Raw genomic sequence first — 18,889 nt, forward strand, 5'->3', positions numbered from 1 at the left:
TATTCAAAACAGATAAGTTAACTATTTGTTACTAAAATTGAGATGGGGATCGATTGCATTACCTTTATTTTATTAGGGTGAAGGTTAGCTATGAAACATCCAGAAATAAAATTTACTTTTTATTAACACTGCGCAGGATGATTTTTAACGCAGTATTCAAACGTTTCATTTCATCTTGAGAACCTTTTAGATCAGGATGATAGATTTTTGAAAGTTGTTTATAACGGAGCTTAATGGCTTTTTCATCGGGAAGAGCCGAGGGTTTGAATCCAAATAGCGTACATGCCAGCAACAGTTTTTGATCTTGAGATTGGTTTGCATGCAGCTGTTGCAGTCTTTTGAGTTCTCTAAATAGGGTTTCTAATTGTCTCTTTTGTTGTTTGATGACGAAAGCTTGGGATTGATTGTCTTTTTGTAATTTATTGTTTGCTTGATTCTTATTTTCGCGGTGTCTTTTAATCAAAAATCGATAGATGTACCAAGTGACTAAGCAGATGATCGCTAGCACAATCAATGATAAGTAATCAGCCATGATATCGGCTTGCGGTTTTGTTGTTGATGCTGAACTTATTGATGCTTCTTCTTCAGAAGTGGTGGTGAATGCACTATTTAGTTGTTCAATAGATGAAATTTGTTTGGCTCGTTGTTTATTAAATTTTTCCTCGAGCACTCGAGCATAACCTTCTTCAGCTTGAGTATTTTCGGCTGCCGCAGCATGGTACCAAATTTCTGAAAGTTCAAGTGGCGATGGGGATGATGGCAGTGTTTCATACAGCTGAGCAAGTCGCAGTTGAGCATCAATGTTGCCAGTGGTTGCCAGATCGGTTAGCCAGAAAATAGCTTGGGAGGTACTTTGGGTCGTTCCTAAACCTTTGAGATAGGCATCGGCCAATTTGAGTTTAGCCAGAGGGTGATCATTATGCGCCGCTTGTTGATACCAATAAAAAGCATTGTCCAGATTTTTCACAACACCATTGCCTTGTTGGTAACTCAAGGCTAACTGATATTGTGCATTCGGGTTCTGCTGCTGTGCTTGAGCGGTCAGTTCTGTCAATGAATCAGCCATAACAAATGAAGAGATTAATAGGCATAAACTCAGGACAAATCTCAAATTATCACCTTCAAGTTACGGGTTATGGCTATACACACTTTAGTTGAATTGCATCAGATAAACAGAACATCAACAAGTATTTCTGATTATTTGAGTCTCTTGGGGACTGGAGCGCCATCTATAGGGCGACTCACCGATATCTTGCGACCTTTTTTGAGCCCCGTTTCGTAGTCTGCGGTGATATTTTTCATCGCATCTCTAAGTTGCTGTTTGAAGGTTTCGCGATCAATGTTCTTGAATTCTTTGTCGATGTAATTATTGATTTTATTATTCGATTCATCATCAGCGGTAATGGTTGGCAGCTTTTCGAGAGCTCCTTCTATCCAACCCGATACAAACGAATTGACGCGACGAGTGACCTCTGTGTTAGACGTGCCACTGCCTGCAAAACTATTTCTAAATTGACCTGTGTGCTCATTCATTTCACGATAAATGATGTCAAAAGCAAAAGCGGCAAAAATAGCGCGATCAGCCTCACCAATAAACTCGACACGCTTAAGACCTTTATGGTTCAGCAGTACCGCTTCAACGCCAAACTTGGTGTTAATACCACGAATGACACGTAGCAATGAAGAGCCAATAGAAGTAGGCAATAAGTGAGTGGATTGGGTTTTGCCCATCTTGATAAATTCAATATCATCTTTATCAAGTCCATACTTGAGCATGAGGCGGTGAGCCATTTTGATGGCATTAGCCGCCTCATTCACATTAGCGGAATTACCAAGCTCAAGGCATTTAGCGATTTTCTTTAAGGCTTTTTGTTTATCCATCAATTTGCAAATACAGTGCTTCAACTTTTAGAAAAGTTCGGCATTTTAGCGGTTTTAAGTGGGAAGTGAAAGCCAAGCAGAAGTCGCTGCCTAGTTTTAGGCAGCGAGAGTAGCGATTAAAGGGCGTTAAATCCCCAGTTCATCAAGTAAGTCAGTGGTAATATCTGTATTACTATTTTGTTGTTCGTCGCGTTTTGCTTTCTCTGAAAGTTTTTGTTGAGTCGCTTCTAAAATGGAATCAGGGCTTTCATCTTCTTGGATCTCAAACTCTTCAAGTTGGATAAACTCTGTTTTATCCATCGCTAACTCAAGATAGAAAATATTGTTATTTTCTGTCGAGAAGGTTACTCGGCGGGCTTGAGGTCGGTCTAAATTCGTATCAACAGACAAAATAACCTGTTTATTTAACGACAGCATTTTGGGTTGGTTTTGAGTGATGTTAGTTTGCAGTTCTTTACGGATTTTGTTGGTGAAATCACCCACGAGTTGGTTCATCAATTCACCAAGCACGTCACCCACTTCATCGGAAGTGTGTAATACCGCAAGTTCTTCCTCTGGCATCCCCATATTGCGCATATAGCTGGTGTATATTTCTAATGCTGCTTTAGCTGTAAAGTTAATCACCACCAGTCCAGAGAACCCCCCATCAAACAGTACAAAACAACCGAAATCGGGCTTTAGTGATGTCTTGTTGATTTTTTGCACCATGGCTGAGTAGGCGACATTGGTTGCTGTCGCTGAGCTGAGTACGCCCGATACAGATTGGCAAAGTTTCAACAAGATGTCTTCGGTCGTAACAATTTTATTTTTTTTCATTCTTATATCCGTAATGTGCAATGGCTTAAAAAAGGCTGATATTGAATCCAATAAGAAAAATGCAACCCATAGATCCATTCTTGCATTGAGATTCTGATTTGATCACCTTTTTAAATGTTGTAAAGTGACGAAATTCAAAGATTAATATCAAATTAACCATTAACCCACAGCTGATTGGATCAGCGCAGTAGGGGCAGGAAGCAAATGTTACCAAGACTTCACCACCAATCAGACGTCGATCCCGTTGTTTTGAGCTTTTTACAACAACTCAAAGCAGAGGGGTTTAGCGGCGATATTGAATCACAATACTCTAGTCGACTCGCCGTTGCTACTGACAACAGCGTTTACCAGCAATTACCTCAAGCGGTGGTCCACCCAAAATCGACGCATGATGTATCTCTTATAGGTAAGATTAGTTCAAAACCTGAATTTGAGAGAGTCACATTTTCACCGCGCGGTGGTGGTACGGGGACCAACGGCCAATCGTTAACGAAAGGCGTTGTGGTTGATTTGTCTCGCCATATGAACCAAGTTATTGAAATTAATGCAGAAGAAGGATGGGTACGTGTTCAAGCTGGTGTTGTGAAAGATCAGCTTAATGATGCGGTACGCCCTTATGGCTATTTTTTCTCGCCCGACCTTTCAACCAGTAATCGCGCTACATTGGGTGGCATGATTAATACTGATGCTTCTGGGCAAGGGTCGTTGAAATATGGCAAAACCTCAGACCATGTGCTGTCGTTACAAGCGGTATTTGCCGATGGATCACAGCTTGAGTCTGATATGTCACTTGGTATGGCTGAACAAGGTTCATTTGCAGAGCAAGCGTTACAAGTGACCGAAGCGGTGTGCCGTGAAAAGCGGGCGCAAATTGTTGCGAAATTCCCAGCACTTAACCGTTTTCTGACCGGTTATGATCTCAAAAATGCCATTGATGAAGAAAGTGATTCGTTTAACCTGACCCGTGTATTGTGTGGTGCAGAAGGATCTCTGGCATTTATTACCGAAGCCACGCTAAACCTAACCCCTATCCCTAAAGCACGTACGTTAGTCAATGTGAAGTACAACACTTTTGATTCAGCACTGCGTAATGCTCCTTTGATGGTCGAAGCCAAAGCGTTATCGGTTGAAACGGTTGATTCAAAAGTACTGAACCTGGCCAAGCAAGACATCGTTTGGCACAGTGTTAGTGACTTGCTCGCAGATGTCCCAGGCAAGGAGATGCAAGGCATCAACATGGTTGAATTTGCAGGGCAAGATGAACAAGAGGTTTCGGAGCAAGTTCAAGCACTAACAGCGCGCCTTGAGAAAATGCTTACCAATCAAGAAGCTGGCATTATTGGCTACCAAGTGTGTAGTGATTTAGCTAGTATCAACCGTATCTATAACATGCGTAAAAAAGCGGTTGGCTTATTGGGCGCGGCAAAAGGCCGAGCAAAACCAGTCGCATTCGCCGAAGACACGTGTGTACCGCCAGAAAACTTAGCAGACTTTATTGCTGAATTTCGAACCTTACTTGATAGCAAATCGCTCAGTTATGGCATGTTTGGTCATGTGGATGCAGGAGTTCTTCACGTTCGACCAGCATTAGATTTGTGTGACCCCCAACAAGAACTGATGATGCATGAAGTGTCGGATGAAGTCGTCAAGCTAGTCGCTAAATATGGCGGTTTGATGTGGGGTGAGCATGGTAAAGGTTATCGCTCACAATACGGTCCTGAATTTTTTGGTGAGGAACTGTTTACTGAACTGCGACGAGTTAAAGCGGCATTTGACCCACACAATAAAATGAACCCCGGTAAAATATGTACTCCTCTCGACACTAATTTTGAATTAGTGAAAGTAACGGATACTAAACGTGGGTATTTTGATCGCCAAATCGATGTTCAGGTTCGTGACAGTTTCAAGCAAGCGATGGAGTGTAACGGAAACGGTCTCTGTTTTAATTATGATACTAGCTCTCCGATGTGCCCATCGATGAAAGTTACCGCTGATCGTCGTCACTCACCAAAAGGTCGTGCAGGGTTAGTCCGTGAATGGTTACGCCAATTAACGGAGCAAGGTGTTGATATTCTTGATCTTGAAAAACAAGTGCTAGAATCATCACCTACCATCAAAACAATGATTGAGCGTGTTCGTAATTCATTAAATAAACGCCATCAATACGATTTTTCTCACGAAGTTTATGAAGCGATGAATGGCTGCTTGGCATGTAAAGCATGTGCTAGTCAGTGCCCAATCAAAGTGGATGTACCGAGTTTTCGTTCGCGTTTCCTCAATATCTACTATTCACGCTATCAACGCCCAGCAAAAGATTACTTGGTTGCAAACATTGAAAGCATGTTGCCGTTAATGGCCAAGGTGCCACGAGTGGTAAACGGGGCGCTTTCCCAAAAGTGGGTGCAAAGTTTGACCGCATCAACTGTTGGGTATGTCGATGCACCTCTGTTGTCTGTGCCAACTTTGGCAAAACGTATGATTGGCCATAGCGTTGATTTTAACTTGCAGCGTTTGGCTGGATTGTCTCAACAAGATCGCGATCAACATGTGATTGTGGTGCAAGATCCATTTACAAGCTATTACGATGCAGACGTGGTTGAAGACTTTATCCAATTACTGATCAAATTGGGCAAAAATCCAATTCTGTTGCCGTTTAAACCTAACGGTAAAGCACAACATATTAAAGGTTTCTTAAAACAGTTTACCTCAACGGCGCAAAATACCGCGACATTTTTATCACAAGTGGCTGATCTTAATATTGCGATGGTCGGTGTTGACCCGGCACTTGTGCTCTGTTATCGCGATGAGTACAACGAGATTCTGGGCGATAAGCGTGGTGATTTTGATGTATTGACTGTGCATGAATGGTTGTTGCCTCGTTTGGCCGAGTTTAATGCTAGTGAAGCTTTAGATACCGAGGCTTGGTATTTGTTTGCTCATTGTACCGAGAAAACAAAGTTGCCTAATGCAGAAAAAGAGTGGGGGATGATTTTTACTCACTTTGGCGCAAAACTTCATACCGTTCCTGTCGGTTGTTGTGGCATGGCTGGAACCTTTGGTCATGAACTTGATAAACTTGAAATGTCCAAAGATATTTATGGTTTAAGTTGGCAACCAAGTTTAGAAAAATTGCCGAAGGAGCGCTGTTTGATCACTGGTTATTCGTGTCGTAGCCAAGTTAAACGCTTCGAGCACTTTAAACCAAAGCATCCTCTACAAGCGTTGTTAGCCTTGGTGTAGATTATCCGAGTGTTGGTTAAGCAAATAGCCCAGTTTGTGACTGGGCTTTTTTCTAGATTTTATGGCTATACTTGGAGTTGCAGTAAGATTGAGAGAGTAAACGATGGATAAATTAGAACTTAAGATTCCACCAGTCGCGGTGTTTATCGTAGCACTGGTGTTGATGAATCGTCTTTCCCACCTCTTTGTTTTTGCCAGCATTACATTGCCTTTACCTGCGGTGGTATTTGCGATTTGCTTCGTGCTGTCCGGCATTGTCGGCTTGTGGGGCATTCATGAATTTCGCAAAGTGCAAACGACAGTTAATCCAACTAAACCGGAAAACGCATCATGTGTTGTTGATAGTGGAATTTATCGTTACTCACGCAATCCTATGTATTTAGGGTTGCTTTTACTACTTTTTGCTACGGCTTATTGGCAACAAAACATACTAAGTTTTGCCATTGTCTTTTTGTTTGTGTGGTTTATGAATCGTTTACAGATCCTCCCAGAAGAACGGGTTTTGGAGAGACTGTTTGGTGAGGAGTATGTTGATTATAAACAGCGTGTGAGACGCTGGATTTAAAAGCCCCACCAAGTTGGCAGGGCTATTTATGTATGGCTGTTATGCAGCTTCAGAAAACTTAGTTAGAAACATCTCTTTGCGCTCATTGAAGCGGTTAACTAAGTCGTCTACGGCATCTTGGTCATAGGGCTTGAGGCCACTTGCCACCATGCGTTTTACTCCTTTACCGACAACTTCGTCTTCCTCTTTAAAGACAAAATTCAGAGTAACAACGCCACGCTTGCCATCAACATCAAAGGATGCACCCGAAAACGACACTTCAGGATGAGTTAGATCTAAGCGGTCAAATTCTACTTCCATGCTTTCATAAATAACCAATGGACGTTGGCAGTTGATCATCATCTGCGCTTCTTCCATTAGCGGAACCATGATGTGTGGGAAGTTCATACCAGAAAACTGAACGTAATTCGTCACCACATGCTCAATAAAGGCAGAATCATGACTAACTTGGCCTTCACGGTTCATATGCAAGTATTCTTTACCACCCGCATCAACGACAGCACTTTCTTTATCACACTTATTTTCAATATGCAGCGCTATACCGTCGTTCACCATGCCAGAAAAATTAAAACGCATTTTTTGGCTGATGCCTTCTTTTTGCAATAGTACGGCGAAGAGAAGATCACCCGGAACACAGAAGCGTTTACTATCTTCGTCGTGAATCGGATTAAAATCGCCCGCCACTTTTTTTGCAAAATGGCTCGCTTGCTGGCGAGTGAATTGGAATTGCTTGTCTTGATGTGAAAAATAAGGATTAAGAAACATAATTTACGCTTTCTAGCCAAAACTGCGAATGATTATAAGCGAAGAAAGTCGGATGAATGGTCTATCCAGTGAGATGAGCCTCACAAAAGGTGAGGCTCAGGTCGATGCTTAAAAACTCGGCAGTAGCATATCCGGCATTAAGTGGTTATGAACGGCTAGCTTGAGTAGCATATTGGCTTGCTCAATATCCGGTGAGAAGTAACGGTCTTTATCGTAAAACGGCACTTTCTCGCGCAGGATTTGTTTGGCTTCTTCGACTCGTGTTGATGATTTGTTGGGCGCTCTGAAATCTAACCCTTGAGCTGCTGAAAGGTATTCAACAGCCAAAATTCCCCGTGTGTTTTCGCTCATATCACGTAAACGGCGGCCTGCAAAAGTGGCCATGGATACGTGATCTTCTTGATTAGCTGAGGTTGGTAAGCTATCAACCGATGCCGGATGGGCAAGGGTTTTGTTTTCACTGGCAAGCGCTGCTGCTGTAACTTGCGCAATCATGAAGCCGGAGTTGACGCCGCCATTATCGACTAAAAATGGAGGCAGCTTGCTGAGTGCACTGTCAATCAAAAGTGCCATACGTCGTTCAGATAAGCTGCCGATTTCGGCAATCGCGAGTGCTAAGTTATCCGCAGCCATAGCAACAGGCTCTGCGTGGAAGTTGCCGCCAGAGATAATGTCACCGTCATCGGCAAAGACTAATGGATTGTCTGAAACCGCATTGGCTTCAACTTGCAAAATTTCAGCAGAATTGCGAATTTGTTGTAAGCAAGCACCCATAACTTGCGGTTGGCAGCGCAGTGAATAAGGGTCTTGTACTTTTTCACACGCGGTGTGTGAATCGCCAATTTCACTACTAATATCCAGCATATGTCGATAAGCTGTAGCGGCGTCCATTTGGCTACGATGACCGCGAACACGATGAATGCGTGGGTCGAATGGTCGACGGCTGCCTAGCGCCGCTTCAACTGACATGGCACCGCACACAGTTGCTGATGCAAATAAATCTTCAGCAGCAAACAACCCTTCGAGTGCAAAAGCGGTAGAGGCTTGTGTGCCGTTTAGTAAAGCCAGTCCCTCTTTTGGTGCGAGGGTAATGGGTTCTAAACCTGCAATTTTTAATGCTTCTAAACCGGAAATCACCTCACCGTTGTGGCGTGCTTGACCTTCGCCCAGTAACACGGTGCTCATGTGTGCCAGTGGCGCAAGGTCGCCAGAAGCACCCACGGAACCTTTCTGTGGTACACAAGGGTAGACTTGGCTATTTACCAGCTCCATCAATGCGTTAATCACTGCAAGGCGAATACCTGAAAAGCCTCGAGATAAGCTGTTGATTTTTAATATCATCATCAAACGAACGGTTTCATCCGACATGAATTTACCGATACCAGCTGCGTGTGAAAGAACAATGCTTCTTTGCAGAGTTTCCAGATCTTCAGGTGCGATTTTGGTATTGGCGAGCAGGCCAAAGCCGGTGTTGATGCCGTAAACAGTACGGTTTTCGGCGATAACTTGCTCGACCACTCGAGTGCTGGCTTCAATATCTGGTATAGCACTTGGATCAAGCGATACCATAACCGGTGAACGACTGATTTGGCGCAATTGTTTTAGGCTTAGTTGCCCTGGTGTAATAACAAGATTCAACATTTTCATGGTCCTTACTTCAGTTGCGCAAGCTCTTGGTTAAGCATCGGTAGATCCAGTTTTTGTTCTTTAGCACAACGTTTTGCAATGTCATAACCCGCGTCAGCATGGCGCATCACGCCAGTTGCAGGGTCGTTGTGTAGTACGCGAGCAATACGTTGTGATGCATCGTCACTTCCATCGCAACAAATAACCATGCCAGAGTGTTGAGAAAAGCCCATCCCGACACCGCCACCATGATGTAAAGAGACCCATGTTGCACCGCCAGCAGTATTGAGTAATGCATTGAGCAATGGCCAATCGGAGACGGCGTCTGACCCATCCAGCATGCCTTCGGTTTCGCGGTTCGGGCTCGCGACTGAACCTGAATCTAAGTGGTCGCGACCAATAACGATTGGTGCTTTGAGTTCGCCATTTTTAACCATTTCGTTAAAAGCTTGACCGAGACGTTCACGATCTTTCAAACCAACCCAGCAGATACGTGCAGGGAGACCTTGGAAGTGAATCCGCTCACGTGCCATATCTAACCAGTTATGTAGATGAGGGTTGTCAGGGATCAACTCTTTGACTTTTTGATCGGTTTTATAAATATCTTCTGGGTCGCCAGAAAGCGCGGCCCAGCGGAATGGCCCAATCCCTTCACAGAATAATGGGCGAATGTAAGCAGGGACAAAACCAGGGAAATCGAACGCGTTTTCAACGCCTTCTTCTAATGCCATTTGGCGGATATTATTACCGTAATCAAGAGTTGCAGCGCCACGTTGTTGCAAGGTAAGCATTGCTCGAACTTGGATCGCCATTGATTGCTTGGCCGCTTTTACCACTTTGGCTTCATCTTCTAAACGAGTTTGAGAGGCGAGTTCCATGCTCCAGCCGAGTGGTAAATAGCCGTTTAGCGGATCGTGTGCTGATGTTTGGTCAGTCACCACATCTGGGGTGATATTGCGTTCGACTAACTGCGGGAAAACGTCCGCCGCATTACCGAGCAAGCCAACAGAAATCGGCGTGTCTGATTGCGCAATCATCGTTAAAGCTTCATCTATGCTGGTGGCTTTTTTGTCGACATAACCAGTGCGAAGACGATAGTCGATACGTGACTCATCGCACTCAACAGCAATCATTGAAAAGCCCGCCATAGTGGCAGCTAACGGTTGTGCGCCACCCATTCCACCCAGACCACCGGTTAATACCCAGCGGCCTTTCGCATTACCAGCAAAGTGTTTTTTGGCAACTGCGACAAAGGTTTCATAGGTTCCTTGAACAATGCCTTGTGAGCCGATGTAAATCCACGAACCTGCGGTCATCTGGCCGTACATCATTAACCCTTGTTTATCGAGCTCATTAAAATGTTCCCAATTTGCCCAGTGTGGTACTAGGTTAGAGTTCGCAATTAACACCCGAGGCGCATTCTTATGGGTAGGGAATACGCCCACGGGTTTACCGGATTGAACCAGCAAGGTTTGGTCTTCCTCCAGACGTTCTAGCACTTCTACAATTTTATCAAAGCATGCCCAGTCACGAGCCGCTCGGCCAATACCGCCATAAACGACGAGCGCGTGCGGGTGTTCGGCTACATCAGGATCTAAGTTATTCATCAGCATGCGAAGTGGTGCTTCGGTTAGCCATGATTTAGCGCGCAGTGTGGTGCCATGCGGCGCACGAATAGTACGTGTGGTATCCAGACGTTGACCTTGAGAGTGGTGCTGCGTCATGTTGAGACTCCTTGTGTTTGGTTCCATTGGCTATTGTTGTTATGTCGCCAAGTGTAGGGTTGTTCAAAAAAATTAATCGTTGGTCATCGCGTTGGCGATATCCCAGCACAGCCGTGCGGCAAGGCGTGCAGTTTGGTTGTCGACATCAAATTGAGGGTTGTACTCGGCGATATCGGCAATCAGCAATTTGTTTTTGTGATAAAGAATTTTATCGAGATAAGGGGCTAGCGCGTCATAACTGACACCGCGAGCCGCTGGGGCACTGACCCCTGGCGCGGTAGCCGCGGGGAAAACGTCTAAATCAATGGTGAGGTAAAGATAATCACATCGGTTGATAAAATGCTGTAATTCACGGAGGTGATCAATTGGGCTTAATGTCGAAAATTGAGAGTCTTCCATATACAAAACCCCCAGTTCTTGAGCTCGTTTAAACAGCGCTGGAGTATTACTGGCACGACTCACACCTAAGCAGGCGTAGTTAAAATCCCAACCCTGCTGCTGACAAAATGAGTGAATTTGATTGAAGGGTGTGCCTGAACTTGGTTTGATCTCTGCCGTGTCTGATTCAAACACGCGTAAATCAAAATGTGCATCGAAGTTGATGATGCCGATTGTCGGTTGTTTTGTTTGGTTGTGTTTAAAATGTCGAGCAAGGCCCTGAAAACTGGCCCACGCCACTTCATGTCCCCCGCCTAGTACTATGACGGGCATATGATTGAGTGCTTCAGCAACGATATCTGCACAGCTTGCTTGAGCCTGTTCAAGTTCGTCCCCTTCGCAGCGAATATTACCTAAATCGTAAAATGTTGATTTTTTATGCCACGCTAAATTAGCCAGTGCTTGTCTGATAAGGTTGGGGGAATGTTGGGCTCCAATACGGCCTTTATTACGCGCAACGCCTGCATCGCATTCAAAACCGACTACAGCGACGGCGTGATGACGTTCTATAGGCAGTGCTTGAAGTTCATCGGCTTGGCAGCGGTGGACCTGATGATGAACACGAGTGCCTAACTCGCCATCTTCCACATCATCACGACCTTGCCAGTTAAAGCTATGTTGGGCGCTAGGTAAATTTGGGTTAGTCATGGGTGAGTTCTCCATCAACTACGCGAGCATATAAACGAGGAATACCCACTTGATAACTTAAATCAGCAGGGTGGGTTATGTTCCAAATGGCTAAATCGGCGTCATACCCTGTTGCGATGACCCCCCGCGACTGCGCAAAACCGAGTGCTTGCGCTGCATGCTGAGTCACACCACGTAATGCTTCCTCTGGGGTTAAATTGAAGAGAGTACAGGCCATGTTCATCATCAATGTAAGGTCTGCAAATGGTGAAGTACCAGGGTTTATGTCGGTGGCAATCGCCATGGGAATAGTATGTTTACGCAGTAACTCTATTGGTGGGCTTTGGGTTTCACGCAAGAAGTAAAATGCGCCGGGTAGCAATGTTGCTACCGTGTTGGATTGTGCTAACGCTTTTACGCCTTGCTCATCCAGATACTCGATGTGATCAGCTGATAAACCCTGATAATGCGCCGTTAAAGCGGTTCCACCTGAATTTGATAGTTGCTCGGTATGGCCTTTAACCTGTAAACCATGTTTGATTGCTGCTTGGAAGACCTTTTCTGTTTGCGAGAGATTAAAGCCGATCGATTCGCAAAACACATCGACACTGGTTGCTAGCTTTTGTTCAGCAACTTGCGGGATGATTGTTTGGCAAATATGGTCGATATAGTCATCGGCGCGGTGTTGAAATTCTGGTGGAATGGCGTGGGCGGCGAGTAGCGTGGTGACGACTTTAATGCGGCGATGGCTTTCCAGCATCTTAGCTGCTTTGAGCATTTTTATTTCATCATCAAGCGTTAAACCGTAGCCAGATTTGATCTCTACAGAGGTGACTCCTGATCGGATGAGCCCCTCTAAACGAGGCAGAGCAAGCTCAACCAACTCTTCAACCGAAGCCGCTCTTGTCGCGTTGACGGTTGATAAAATACCGCCACCTTGTTTTGCGATCTCTTGATAGGGAATACCTTGCAAGCGCATTTCAAACTCATTGGCACGGTTACCGGCATAGATCAGATGTGTATGACAATCGATCAACCCCGGAGTTACTAGCTTGTCTTGGCAATCAATAATAGGGCAGTCATAGTTAGGATAGATAGGTTCGTTAGCACTGAGCAGAGAGTGAATTTTTCCTGCTTGAATATAAATGGTTTGAGGCGCACTGGGCCGGTAGCCTTGTTTACCCTTTTCCATGCTGACAACTCGAGCATTAGTCAGTATCAAATCCATGGTTGCTCTCACTTTCTCTATGCAAGTTTACAAATGCTTAAATGTATATACAAATAAATAAGGCAAAAAGGCAGCTTGTGCAAGAGTAATGTTGCGGAACTGTGATCAAATGGTGGAATGTTAAACTTTAGCTGAGCAGTACTTTAGAGGTTAATTTGTACTTAGAACCTGGATGATAAAGCAGTGCAGAACTGACTAACTTATCGCCACTCCATGTTCTTCGATTTAACAGCAAGCAAGGCTCATTGCTCGTTAACTGTAATAATTGCTTGGTATGAGAATCAGGGATAATCGCTTCTACGGTATGCTCAATGGCGCTTAACGGGCAGTTTTGCGATAAATACTGATTAGGAGTGATTAAAGAGAAATTTTGCTCAAGGTAGTGAGGTGCATAGCGGCAATTGACCCAACGCACCTCTAGCTGTAAGGGGGATTTATTCGCAAAGTGTATGATTTCACTGTAAAAGACCTGTGACCCAAGCATGACGCCAAGTTTGGTCGCTACATTTTCGTCGGCGGCTAATGCTACTTGTTTGAGCACTTTGCTGTGGTAATTTTTCCCGCGGCTAATCACTTCATCAGCGATGTTGCGGATATCCAGTAGCGGTGATTCTGCTTTCTCTTCAGGGGCGCAAACAAATGTACCGAGCCTAGGCCGGCGTTGTAGTTTGCCATCAGAAACCAAGTCTCTAATCGCTTTATTGACGGTCATTCGACTGACATTAAATTGCTCAGTCAGTTCTAACTCAGTACTAATACGATGACCTACCGGCCAGTGACCCGTTTCTATATTATCTAAAATAAACTGTTTTATTTGTTTATATAATGGTGAGGCTGACATCGGTATTATCGGTTTTAATTGAATATACAAATAATTAATGAAGTGACTGAAAAATGCAATGTTTAGATACTGTCGATGCGTGATGTTACCACTCATCTCACATCAATAAACTTATTTGGGCTTTGGTGAATAACCCCTTAGAATGTTTTTGTTTGATAAATTAGAGAAAATATAAATGACTATACCCACTGAAATGACTTTTTTCGCGCGTTTCGAAGCGGATATTTTGGCAAAAAAGAAAGTGATCACCATTCGAGATGAAAGTGAGAGCCACTATCAGGCTGGTTCGATCGTAGATGTGAGCACGTTGGAAGAAGGGAAGTGGTTTTGTCGACTGAAAATTGACGCGGTAGAGCCTATTTTATTCAGTGAACTGAGTGAGTTTCACGCTGCGCAAGAAAACATGAGCTTGGAAACGCTCAAGCAAGTTATCCAAGATATTTACCCTGGGATAGAGCAGTTGTATGTGATTCATTACCAACTGGTGGAAAGCGATGCCAGACACAAATAGCACGACTTAAAAGTAAAGATATGCGTTACCTAGGTTAGAAACAGCAACGCCAATCAAAGCGATTGGCGTTGTATTCCGATATGGATACGATTAATCGCGTTTCCATAGGATATGGCAAAACTTTTTGTCTGGGTCGCGGCTGACGAGCATTCTTGCGAACACATCATCTAGCACATCGTCTTGTTCATTCACAAGGCCGATCAATACTTCCGCGTAATCTTCCTTATCAACGTCGAAACCCACGTGTTGAACCCAATCATCGCCTACATCAACTAACTCGGCAGCTCCGCGCTCTTCGAACTGCATGGTAAATAGGATTACATCTGCTGGTTCTAAGTTGTCAGGAGCCATCTCAAGGAAGATGTCATAGGCAGCGTCGATCGCGTCGTCGTAAGAAATTAAATCAGACATTATTATGCTCGGCTCATGTATTTGCGTTCAGCAGTGTTCACAATAATGCGATCACCCGTTGCTACGTATTCTGGTACTTGAACAACTAGGCCAGTGCTTAGTCGCGCAGGTTTCGTACGAGCTGATGCAGAAGCACCTTTAATAGAAGGGTCAGTCTCTTCAATCACAAGTTCTACTGATGAAGGTACATCTAGCGCAACCGCTGAACCGTCTACAACGACGACGAACATACCTTGAATTTCTTCAGTGATGAACAGTAGTTCGTCTGCGATCTCGTCTTTTTTGAACGTGAACTGAGTATAATCTTCATTGTCCATGAAAATGTACTCGTCACCGTCAACATAAGAAAACGATACAGCGCGACGGTTCATATCTACGGTATCAACAAAATCGTCAGCTTTTAGACGTTCATCAACACGCGCACCAGTGTTTAAATCAGTACAACGCAACTTGTAGATTTTAGAACCGCCACGACCACCTGGAGTAGTCACTTCGATATCTTTGATGAGTAGTGTTTTACCACCAGAAACGATGGCAAAACCTTTCTTTAATTCATTCGCCTTTGGCATGGAATTTTTCCTTCATACTTAATTTCGGCGCATTATACCTTGCAGCTCTAGAAAAGGAATATCTTGATTGATCGGTTTGCATGGTAGAACATGGCGTGCGTGTTCCATTTCTCTATTAATTAACGTTTTTTGTTATGTATTTATCGGTTATCGACCCTAAACAAGCTTTTCAAACTGAATACCAAGCAGCGATTGATGATCTCATCAGGTTTCTTCGTGCGGGTTTGGGGGACAATCTGCACAGTGTTTATTTGTATGGCAGTGTGGCGAGAAAAACAGCACGTTATGGTCGCTCAAATTTAGACGTTGTGGTGGTCACACACGCGGATTTCCCCGAAACTCGAACCACGTTACTCAACACCATTAAATGGCGTTTCCAAAAGAGTTTTCCACACATAACGGAAGTGTCGATAAAAACGGCGTTAGTATCGGAGGTTGCCTCGCTCGATAGTATTTTTACGTGGGGCTTTATGCTTCGCCACTGCTGTGTTTGTGTTTGGGGGGATGACTTAGCTGAGTGCTTTGGTGATTTTGAACCCAGTTGGGAGATTGCCAAGCACTGGAATATGGATGTTGAAGATTGGGTGCTTTTTTACCGCGATAAAATCGCCAAAGCCAATTCCGCCAGTGAGCAGAGCAAAGCACAGATTGTGATTGCTAAAAAGCTATTGCGGGCAAGTTATGCTCTGGTGATGTACCGTGACAAAGGTTGGTTTGATGACCCGATTGAATGTGGCCAACAATTTCTTCGTTATCACCCAGAAAAGGAAGTTGAAATCGATAGGCTCGGTATTTTGTTATCTGGGCGGCCTATTGCCAAACGTTCGGTGATCGGTATTTTAGATTCCTATGGTCACTGGCTTGTAAAGCAGTACAAAAAGACAGAATTTCGGATTGGCTGATCGTGCGCTGGTACCATCGTATTAGCGCATGATAAATGATGACGTTGGTAGTACTTAGATATTTCGTTGCTAGCCTCTATTTTAGAAGAGGCCCAACTGAGGTTGACTAAGCTGTTCAAAATTCAGTTCAACAAAAGGCAAAATGGCTTCTGCGACGGGCTGCAATTGTTTATCGATATAGTGCTGATAATCGATAGGACTTTTTAAATACTCTTTAGGCTCAGGACCATTAATAGTGATTAAGTACTCGATGCGCCCACGGTTTTGATATTGCAGTGGTCGTCCGAGTTGCATGTTGATCTCATCGGCTAAGCGAGCTGCTCTGACTTGTGGTGGCACATTTTTTTGATATTCATGTAGCTTACGTCGTAGACGTTTTTGATAAACCAGCTCATGGTCGAGTTGCCCACTTTGTGTTTGCTCGACAATCTCTTTGATGAAAGCTTCGGGGTTTTCACCTTTAAAAATCATCGAATACAGCCGATATTGAAAGCGTTGTGCGAGCGGTGTCCAGTCGGTTCTCGCACTTTCAAGCCCTTTAAAAATCAGCCGTTCTTGTTCACCTTCACCAATTAATCCAGCGTAGCGTTTTTTAGAGCCGGTTTCTGAACCACGGATCGTTGGCATAAGAAACTTACGGTAGTGGGTTTCGTATTCAAGCTCTAAAATTGAGCTAAGCTGATACTCTTCCTGTAAATGCTCGGCCCACCATTGATTAATAAAGTCGACCAGTGCGTTGCCGATATCATCCGCTTGCTGCTGTGAGAATTCGCCACCTAAAGAGACAAAGGTTGAATCGGTATCACCGTAAATGACTTGATAACCCTTTTCTTCAATCAGCTTTTTGGTCTGCTTCATGATCTCATGCCCACGCATAGTGATGCTCGAAGCTAAACGTGTATCGAAAAAGCGGCAACCTGAAGACCCTAATACCCCATAAAATGAGTTCATGATGATTTTTATCGCTTGAGAAAAAGCTTTTTCATTGTTCTTCTTAGCGAGATCTCGAGCTGCCCATAAATTTTCGATCATCTCGGGCAGAAAGTGTTTGTTACGATGAAATTGCCCACCACGAAAGCCTGGTACTGCTTCGTTTTCATTGTTACCCACTGTGAGCTGTAATCCCTCAATTAACCCTAGCGGATCGATGAGAAATGAGCGGATGATAGCGGGATAAAGACTCTTAAAATCGAGCACCAACACTGAATCATATAAGTTAGGGATAGAATCCATAACATAGCCACCGGGGCTAGCAACCCAGTTTTCTGGCTGTAAATTGGGCGCAATATAACCGGCACGATGCAATTGCGGTAGATACAGATTCGTGAATGCAGCCACTGAACCACCAACGCGATCTAACTCAACCCCAGTGAGACGTGAGCGCTCTATAGCAAAATCCAGTAAATGCGTATGTTGGAAAATCTTATTTACTAGCGCACAGTCTTGCAGGTTGTATTTAGCTAACGACGGTTTGTCTTTTCTAAACATGCGATTTATTTCATCCATACGATCATGCACGTTGTGGATGTCTTTGCCTTCACCCAGTAATTCTTGAGAAACGGCTTCGAGCGACCATGAGCGAAAGTGGTAAGTCGCCGTTTTTAAAGTATCAATTCCATCAAGTACTACACGTCCTGGAATGGTGATAAAACCTTGCTGACTTTGGTTTGAAGTACGAAAGAAGCTGTGTTGATTACCACGTCCGATGGTTAATTTGGTGTTGTGCCATTCTGCTCGTTTGTGTAATAACCGGAAGTCAAAGTCAATCACGTTCCAACCAATGATGACGTCCGGATCAAACGCCTTAAACCAGTCGGTAAGCGCTTGCAATAAGGCACGTTCATCTTTTACCCATTGGATCGCTGTTTCACTGGGCTGCGGTTCGCCAATCATAATCACACGGCTATCCATTGGGCTATCAAAGCCAATTGAGTAGAGAATGCCTTTTTCTGAGCATTCTAAGTCGAGAGAGACGACTTTGAGGCTAGGAATGTAATGCCCAGAGCGACATTTGGCCTGTTCAACTTTTAAATAACGGCTTTGGTGAGTGAGTAAACCGGTGAATTCAACACTGCCTTTAATGAAGCGTTCCATCAGAAAGCGATCGGCCAGCTTGATATCATCTTCTAAAGTTTGAATCTGTTGCTGTTTTAAGAGGGTAATCAGTGCTGCATAGGTGTGGAGCGTCGGGCAATAGCAGGCGGCCAATGGGTTATGTTCGAAATCTTTTAATTCCAATGCCTTACAATTGACAGACAAGCTGTGTTGGCTTGCCAAACTCTGAACCTGTTCTATCTCCAGTTGGGAGATGAAAAATACTGGCTTTTCGCCACGGATGATCAACTGGCTCGGTCCTTGCGGAGTTGCTAGCCAAAGTTCGATATGAGTGGCACCTTTGATGTCTCTTGCATGACGAGTGAGCAAAAAGCCTTGTTGAATACTCAAGCGTGGTTGATCCAGATTGTAGTCATTTTCTTAAGCTGCATCATATCAGAGCTCGGAGCCAAATACTTAGCTTCTCATATTCTGGTTAATGATATGTTGTTGCCTGCGACAATTCGATATACCGTGTCAATCACTAATAACCAATTGATTTGCTTTTATTTTGCTTTGCTATGAGGCTGGTTGCATTTTTATGGTGAGCTTCAAATTTGTCAAAAAATGATCTCAATCGACAGACAGTTATTTGCTAATATAATGAAACTATTGATTTGTTGATAAATTCTCATGGATTGATTAGCAAGG

16 protein-coding genes are annotated in these 18,889 nt (G+C 44.0%); 4 read left to right on the forward strand and 12 right to left on the reverse strand.

Translation table 11 applies throughout. From position 1 onward, the window contains the following. Positions 1–112: 112 nt before the first annotated feature. The 3 genes from EYW48_RS05110 to EYW48_RS05120 form a co-directional block, all read right to left on the reverse strand. Complete coding sequence (locus EYW48_RS05110) at positions 113–1,111, reverse strand: J domain-containing protein (RefSeq protein ID WP_277431962.1); 999 nt, start codon at positions 1,109–1,111, stop codon at positions 113–115. Positions 1,112–1,197: 86 nt separating this feature from the next. Beyond that, complete coding sequence (locus tag EYW48_RS05115) at positions 1,198–1,881, reverse strand: DUF2786 domain-containing protein (RefSeq protein ID WP_053309341.1); 684 nt, start codon at positions 1,879–1,881, stop codon at positions 1,198–1,200. Positions 1,882–2,007: 126 nt separating this feature from the next. After that, positions 2,008–2,697: a DUF3334 family protein gene (locus tag EYW48_RS05120; RefSeq protein ID WP_053309342.1), complete on the reverse strand. Its 690-nt coding sequence runs from the start codon at positions 2,695–2,697 to the stop codon at positions 2,008–2,010. A 204-nt stretch (positions 2,698–2,901) separates the two neighbouring features. Here EYW48_RS05120 and EYW48_RS05125 point away from each other — a divergent pair, with 204 nt between their 5' ends. Both EYW48_RS05125 and EYW48_RS05130 read left to right on the forward strand, forming a co-directional pair. Further along, positions 2,902–5,937 (forward strand): FAD-binding and (Fe-S)-binding domain-containing protein, encoded by a 3,036-nt coding sequence (locus tag EYW48_RS05125; RefSeq protein ID WP_277431963.1) that lies wholly within the window; start codon positions 2,902–2,904, stop codon positions 5,935–5,937. A gap of 103 nt (positions 5,938–6,040) precedes the next feature. Then, on the forward strand, positions 6,041–6,502 hold the full coding sequence (locus EYW48_RS05130; protein ID WP_168521789.1) for an isoprenylcysteine carboxylmethyltransferase family protein: 462 nt from the start codon (positions 6,041–6,043) through the stop codon (positions 6,500–6,502). A 39-nt stretch (positions 6,503–6,541) separates the two neighbouring features. Here the strand turns inward: EYW48_RS05130 and EYW48_RS05135 are convergent, their stop codons facing one another. From EYW48_RS05135 to hutC, 6 genes are all read right to left on the reverse strand, one after another. After that, entirely contained in the window at positions 6,542–7,267 is a 726-nt protein-coding gene (locus EYW48_RS05135) for a DUF3581 domain-containing protein (protein ID WP_277431964.1), read from the reverse strand. Positions 7,268–7,375: 108 nt separating this feature from the next. Beyond that, on the reverse strand, positions 7,376–8,908 hold the full coding sequence (gene hutH, locus EYW48_RS05140; RefSeq protein WP_277431965.1) for a histidine ammonia-lyase: 1,533 nt from the start codon (positions 8,906–8,908) through the stop codon (positions 7,376–7,378). Positions 8,909–8,919: 11 nt separating this feature from the next. After that, positions 8,920–10,617, reverse strand: coding sequence for a urocanate hydratase (gene hutU / locus EYW48_RS05145; RefSeq protein WP_168521793.1), 1,698 nt, complete (start codon positions 10,615–10,617; stop codon positions 8,920–8,922). A gap of 72 nt (positions 10,618–10,689) precedes the next feature. Then, positions 10,690–11,703, reverse strand: a complete 1,014-nt coding sequence (gene hutG, locus EYW48_RS05150; RefSeq protein WP_277431966.1) for a formimidoylglutamase — start codon at positions 11,701–11,703, stop codon at positions 10,690–10,692. Beyond that, complete coding sequence (gene hutI / locus EYW48_RS05155) at positions 11,696–12,910, reverse strand: imidazolonepropionase (RefSeq protein WP_168786669.1); 1,215 nt, start codon at positions 12,908–12,910, stop codon at positions 11,696–11,698. Before hutI ends, hutG begins: the two co-directional genes overlap by 8 nt. A gap of 127 nt (positions 12,911–13,037) precedes the next feature. Continuing rightward, positions 13,038–13,751, reverse strand: coding sequence for a histidine utilization repressor (gene hutC, locus EYW48_RS05160; protein WP_168780604.1), 714 nt, complete (start codon positions 13,749–13,751; stop codon positions 13,038–13,040). Positions 13,752–13,926: 175 nt separating this feature from the next. Between hutC and yqfB the strand changes: the two genes are divergently transcribed. Next, entirely contained in the window at positions 13,927–14,262 is a 336-nt protein-coding gene (yqfB, locus tag EYW48_RS05165; RefSeq protein WP_053309350.1) for a N(4)-acetylcytidine aminohydrolase, read from the forward strand. Between the two features lie 90 nt (positions 14,263–14,352). On the opposite strand, the gene EYW48_RS05170 is transcribed toward yqfB, so the two are convergent. After that, positions 14,353–14,673, reverse strand: coding sequence for an HI1450 family dsDNA-mimic protein (locus EYW48_RS05170; RefSeq protein WP_053309351.1), 321 nt, complete (start codon positions 14,671–14,673; stop codon positions 14,353–14,355). Positions 14,674–14,675: 2 nt separating this feature from the next. Further along, positions 14,676–15,242 carry an elongation factor P-like protein YeiP gene (yeiP, locus tag EYW48_RS05175; RefSeq protein ID WP_168521802.1) on the reverse strand — a complete coding sequence of 189 codons (567 nt, stop codon included), beginning with the start codon at positions 15,240–15,242 and terminating at the stop codon, positions 14,676–14,678. Positions 15,243–15,376: 134 nt separating this feature from the next. On the opposite strand from yeiP, the gene EYW48_RS05180 reads away from it, so the two are divergent. Beyond that, positions 15,377–16,144 carry a nucleotidyltransferase domain-containing protein gene (locus EYW48_RS05180; RefSeq protein ID WP_171979619.1) on the forward strand — a complete coding sequence of 256 codons (768 nt, stop codon included), beginning with the start codon at positions 15,377–15,379 and terminating at the stop codon, positions 16,142–16,144. Positions 16,145–16,225: 81 nt separating this feature from the next. Here EYW48_RS05180 and EYW48_RS05185 read toward each other — a convergent pair whose 3' ends face one another. Then, complete coding sequence (locus EYW48_RS05185; protein WP_277431967.1) at positions 16,226–18,589, reverse strand: DNA polymerase II; 2,364 nt, start codon at positions 18,587–18,589, stop codon at positions 16,226–16,228. Positions 18,590–18,889 lie beyond the last annotated feature (300 nt).

The sequence above is a fragment of the Vibrio sp. 1180_3 genome, from assembly GCF_029478545.1.
Lineage (GTDB): Bacteria > Pseudomonadota > Gammaproteobacteria > Enterobacterales > Vibrionaceae > Vibrio > Vibrio aestuarianus.

Excerpts from the sequence above, each read along its gene's own strand:
- EYW48_RS05115 (WP_053309341.1), bottom strand. The coding sequence starts at position 1,881 with ATGGATAAACAAAAAGCCTTAAAGAAAATCGCTAAATGCCTTGAGCTT.
- yeiP (WP_168521802.1), bottom strand. The coding sequence starts at position 15,242 with ATGCCAAAGGCGAATGAATTAAAGAAAGGTTTTGCCATCGTTTCTGGT.
- hutH (WP_277431965.1), bottom strand. The coding sequence starts at position 8,908 with ATGTTGAATCTTGTTATTACACCAGGGCAACTAAGCCTAAAACAATTG.
- hutI (WP_168786669.1), bottom strand. The coding sequence starts at position 12,910 with ATGGATTTGATACTGACTAATGCTCGAGTTGTCAGCATGGAAAAGGGT.
- EYW48_RS05170 (WP_053309351.1), bottom strand. The coding sequence starts at position 14,673 with ATGTCTGATTTAATTTCTTACGACGACGCGATCGACGCTGCCTATGAC.
- hutC (WP_168780604.1), bottom strand. The coding sequence starts at position 13,751 with ATGTCAGCCTCACCATTATATAAACAAATAAAACAGTTTATTTTAGAT.
- EYW48_RS05130 (WP_168521789.1), top strand. The coding sequence starts at position 6,041 with ATGGATAAATTAGAACTTAAGATTCCACCAGTCGCGGTGTTTATCGTA.
- yqfB (WP_053309350.1), top strand. The coding sequence starts at position 13,927 with ATGACTATACCCACTGAAATGACTTTTTTCGCGCGTTTCGAAGCGGAT.
- hutU (WP_168521793.1), bottom strand. The coding sequence starts at position 10,617 with ATGACGCAGCACCACTCTCAAGGTCAACGTCTGGATACCACACGTACT.
- EYW48_RS05180 (WP_171979619.1), top strand. The coding sequence starts at position 15,377 with ATGTATTTATCGGTTATCGACCCTAAACAAGCTTTTCAAACTGAATAC.
- EYW48_RS05120 (WP_053309342.1), bottom strand. The coding sequence starts at position 2,697 with ATGAAAAAAAATAAAATTGTTACGACCGAAGACATCTTGTTGAAACTT.
- EYW48_RS05125 (WP_277431963.1), top strand. The coding sequence starts at position 2,902 with ATGTTACCAAGACTTCACCACCAATCAGACGTCGATCCCGTTGTTTTG.
- hutG (WP_277431966.1), bottom strand. The coding sequence starts at position 11,703 with ATGACTAACCCAAATTTACCTAGCGCCCAACATAGCTTTAACTGGCAA.
- EYW48_RS05135 (WP_277431964.1), bottom strand. The coding sequence starts at position 7,267 with ATGTTTCTTAATCCTTATTTTTCACATCAAGACAAGCAATTCCAATTC.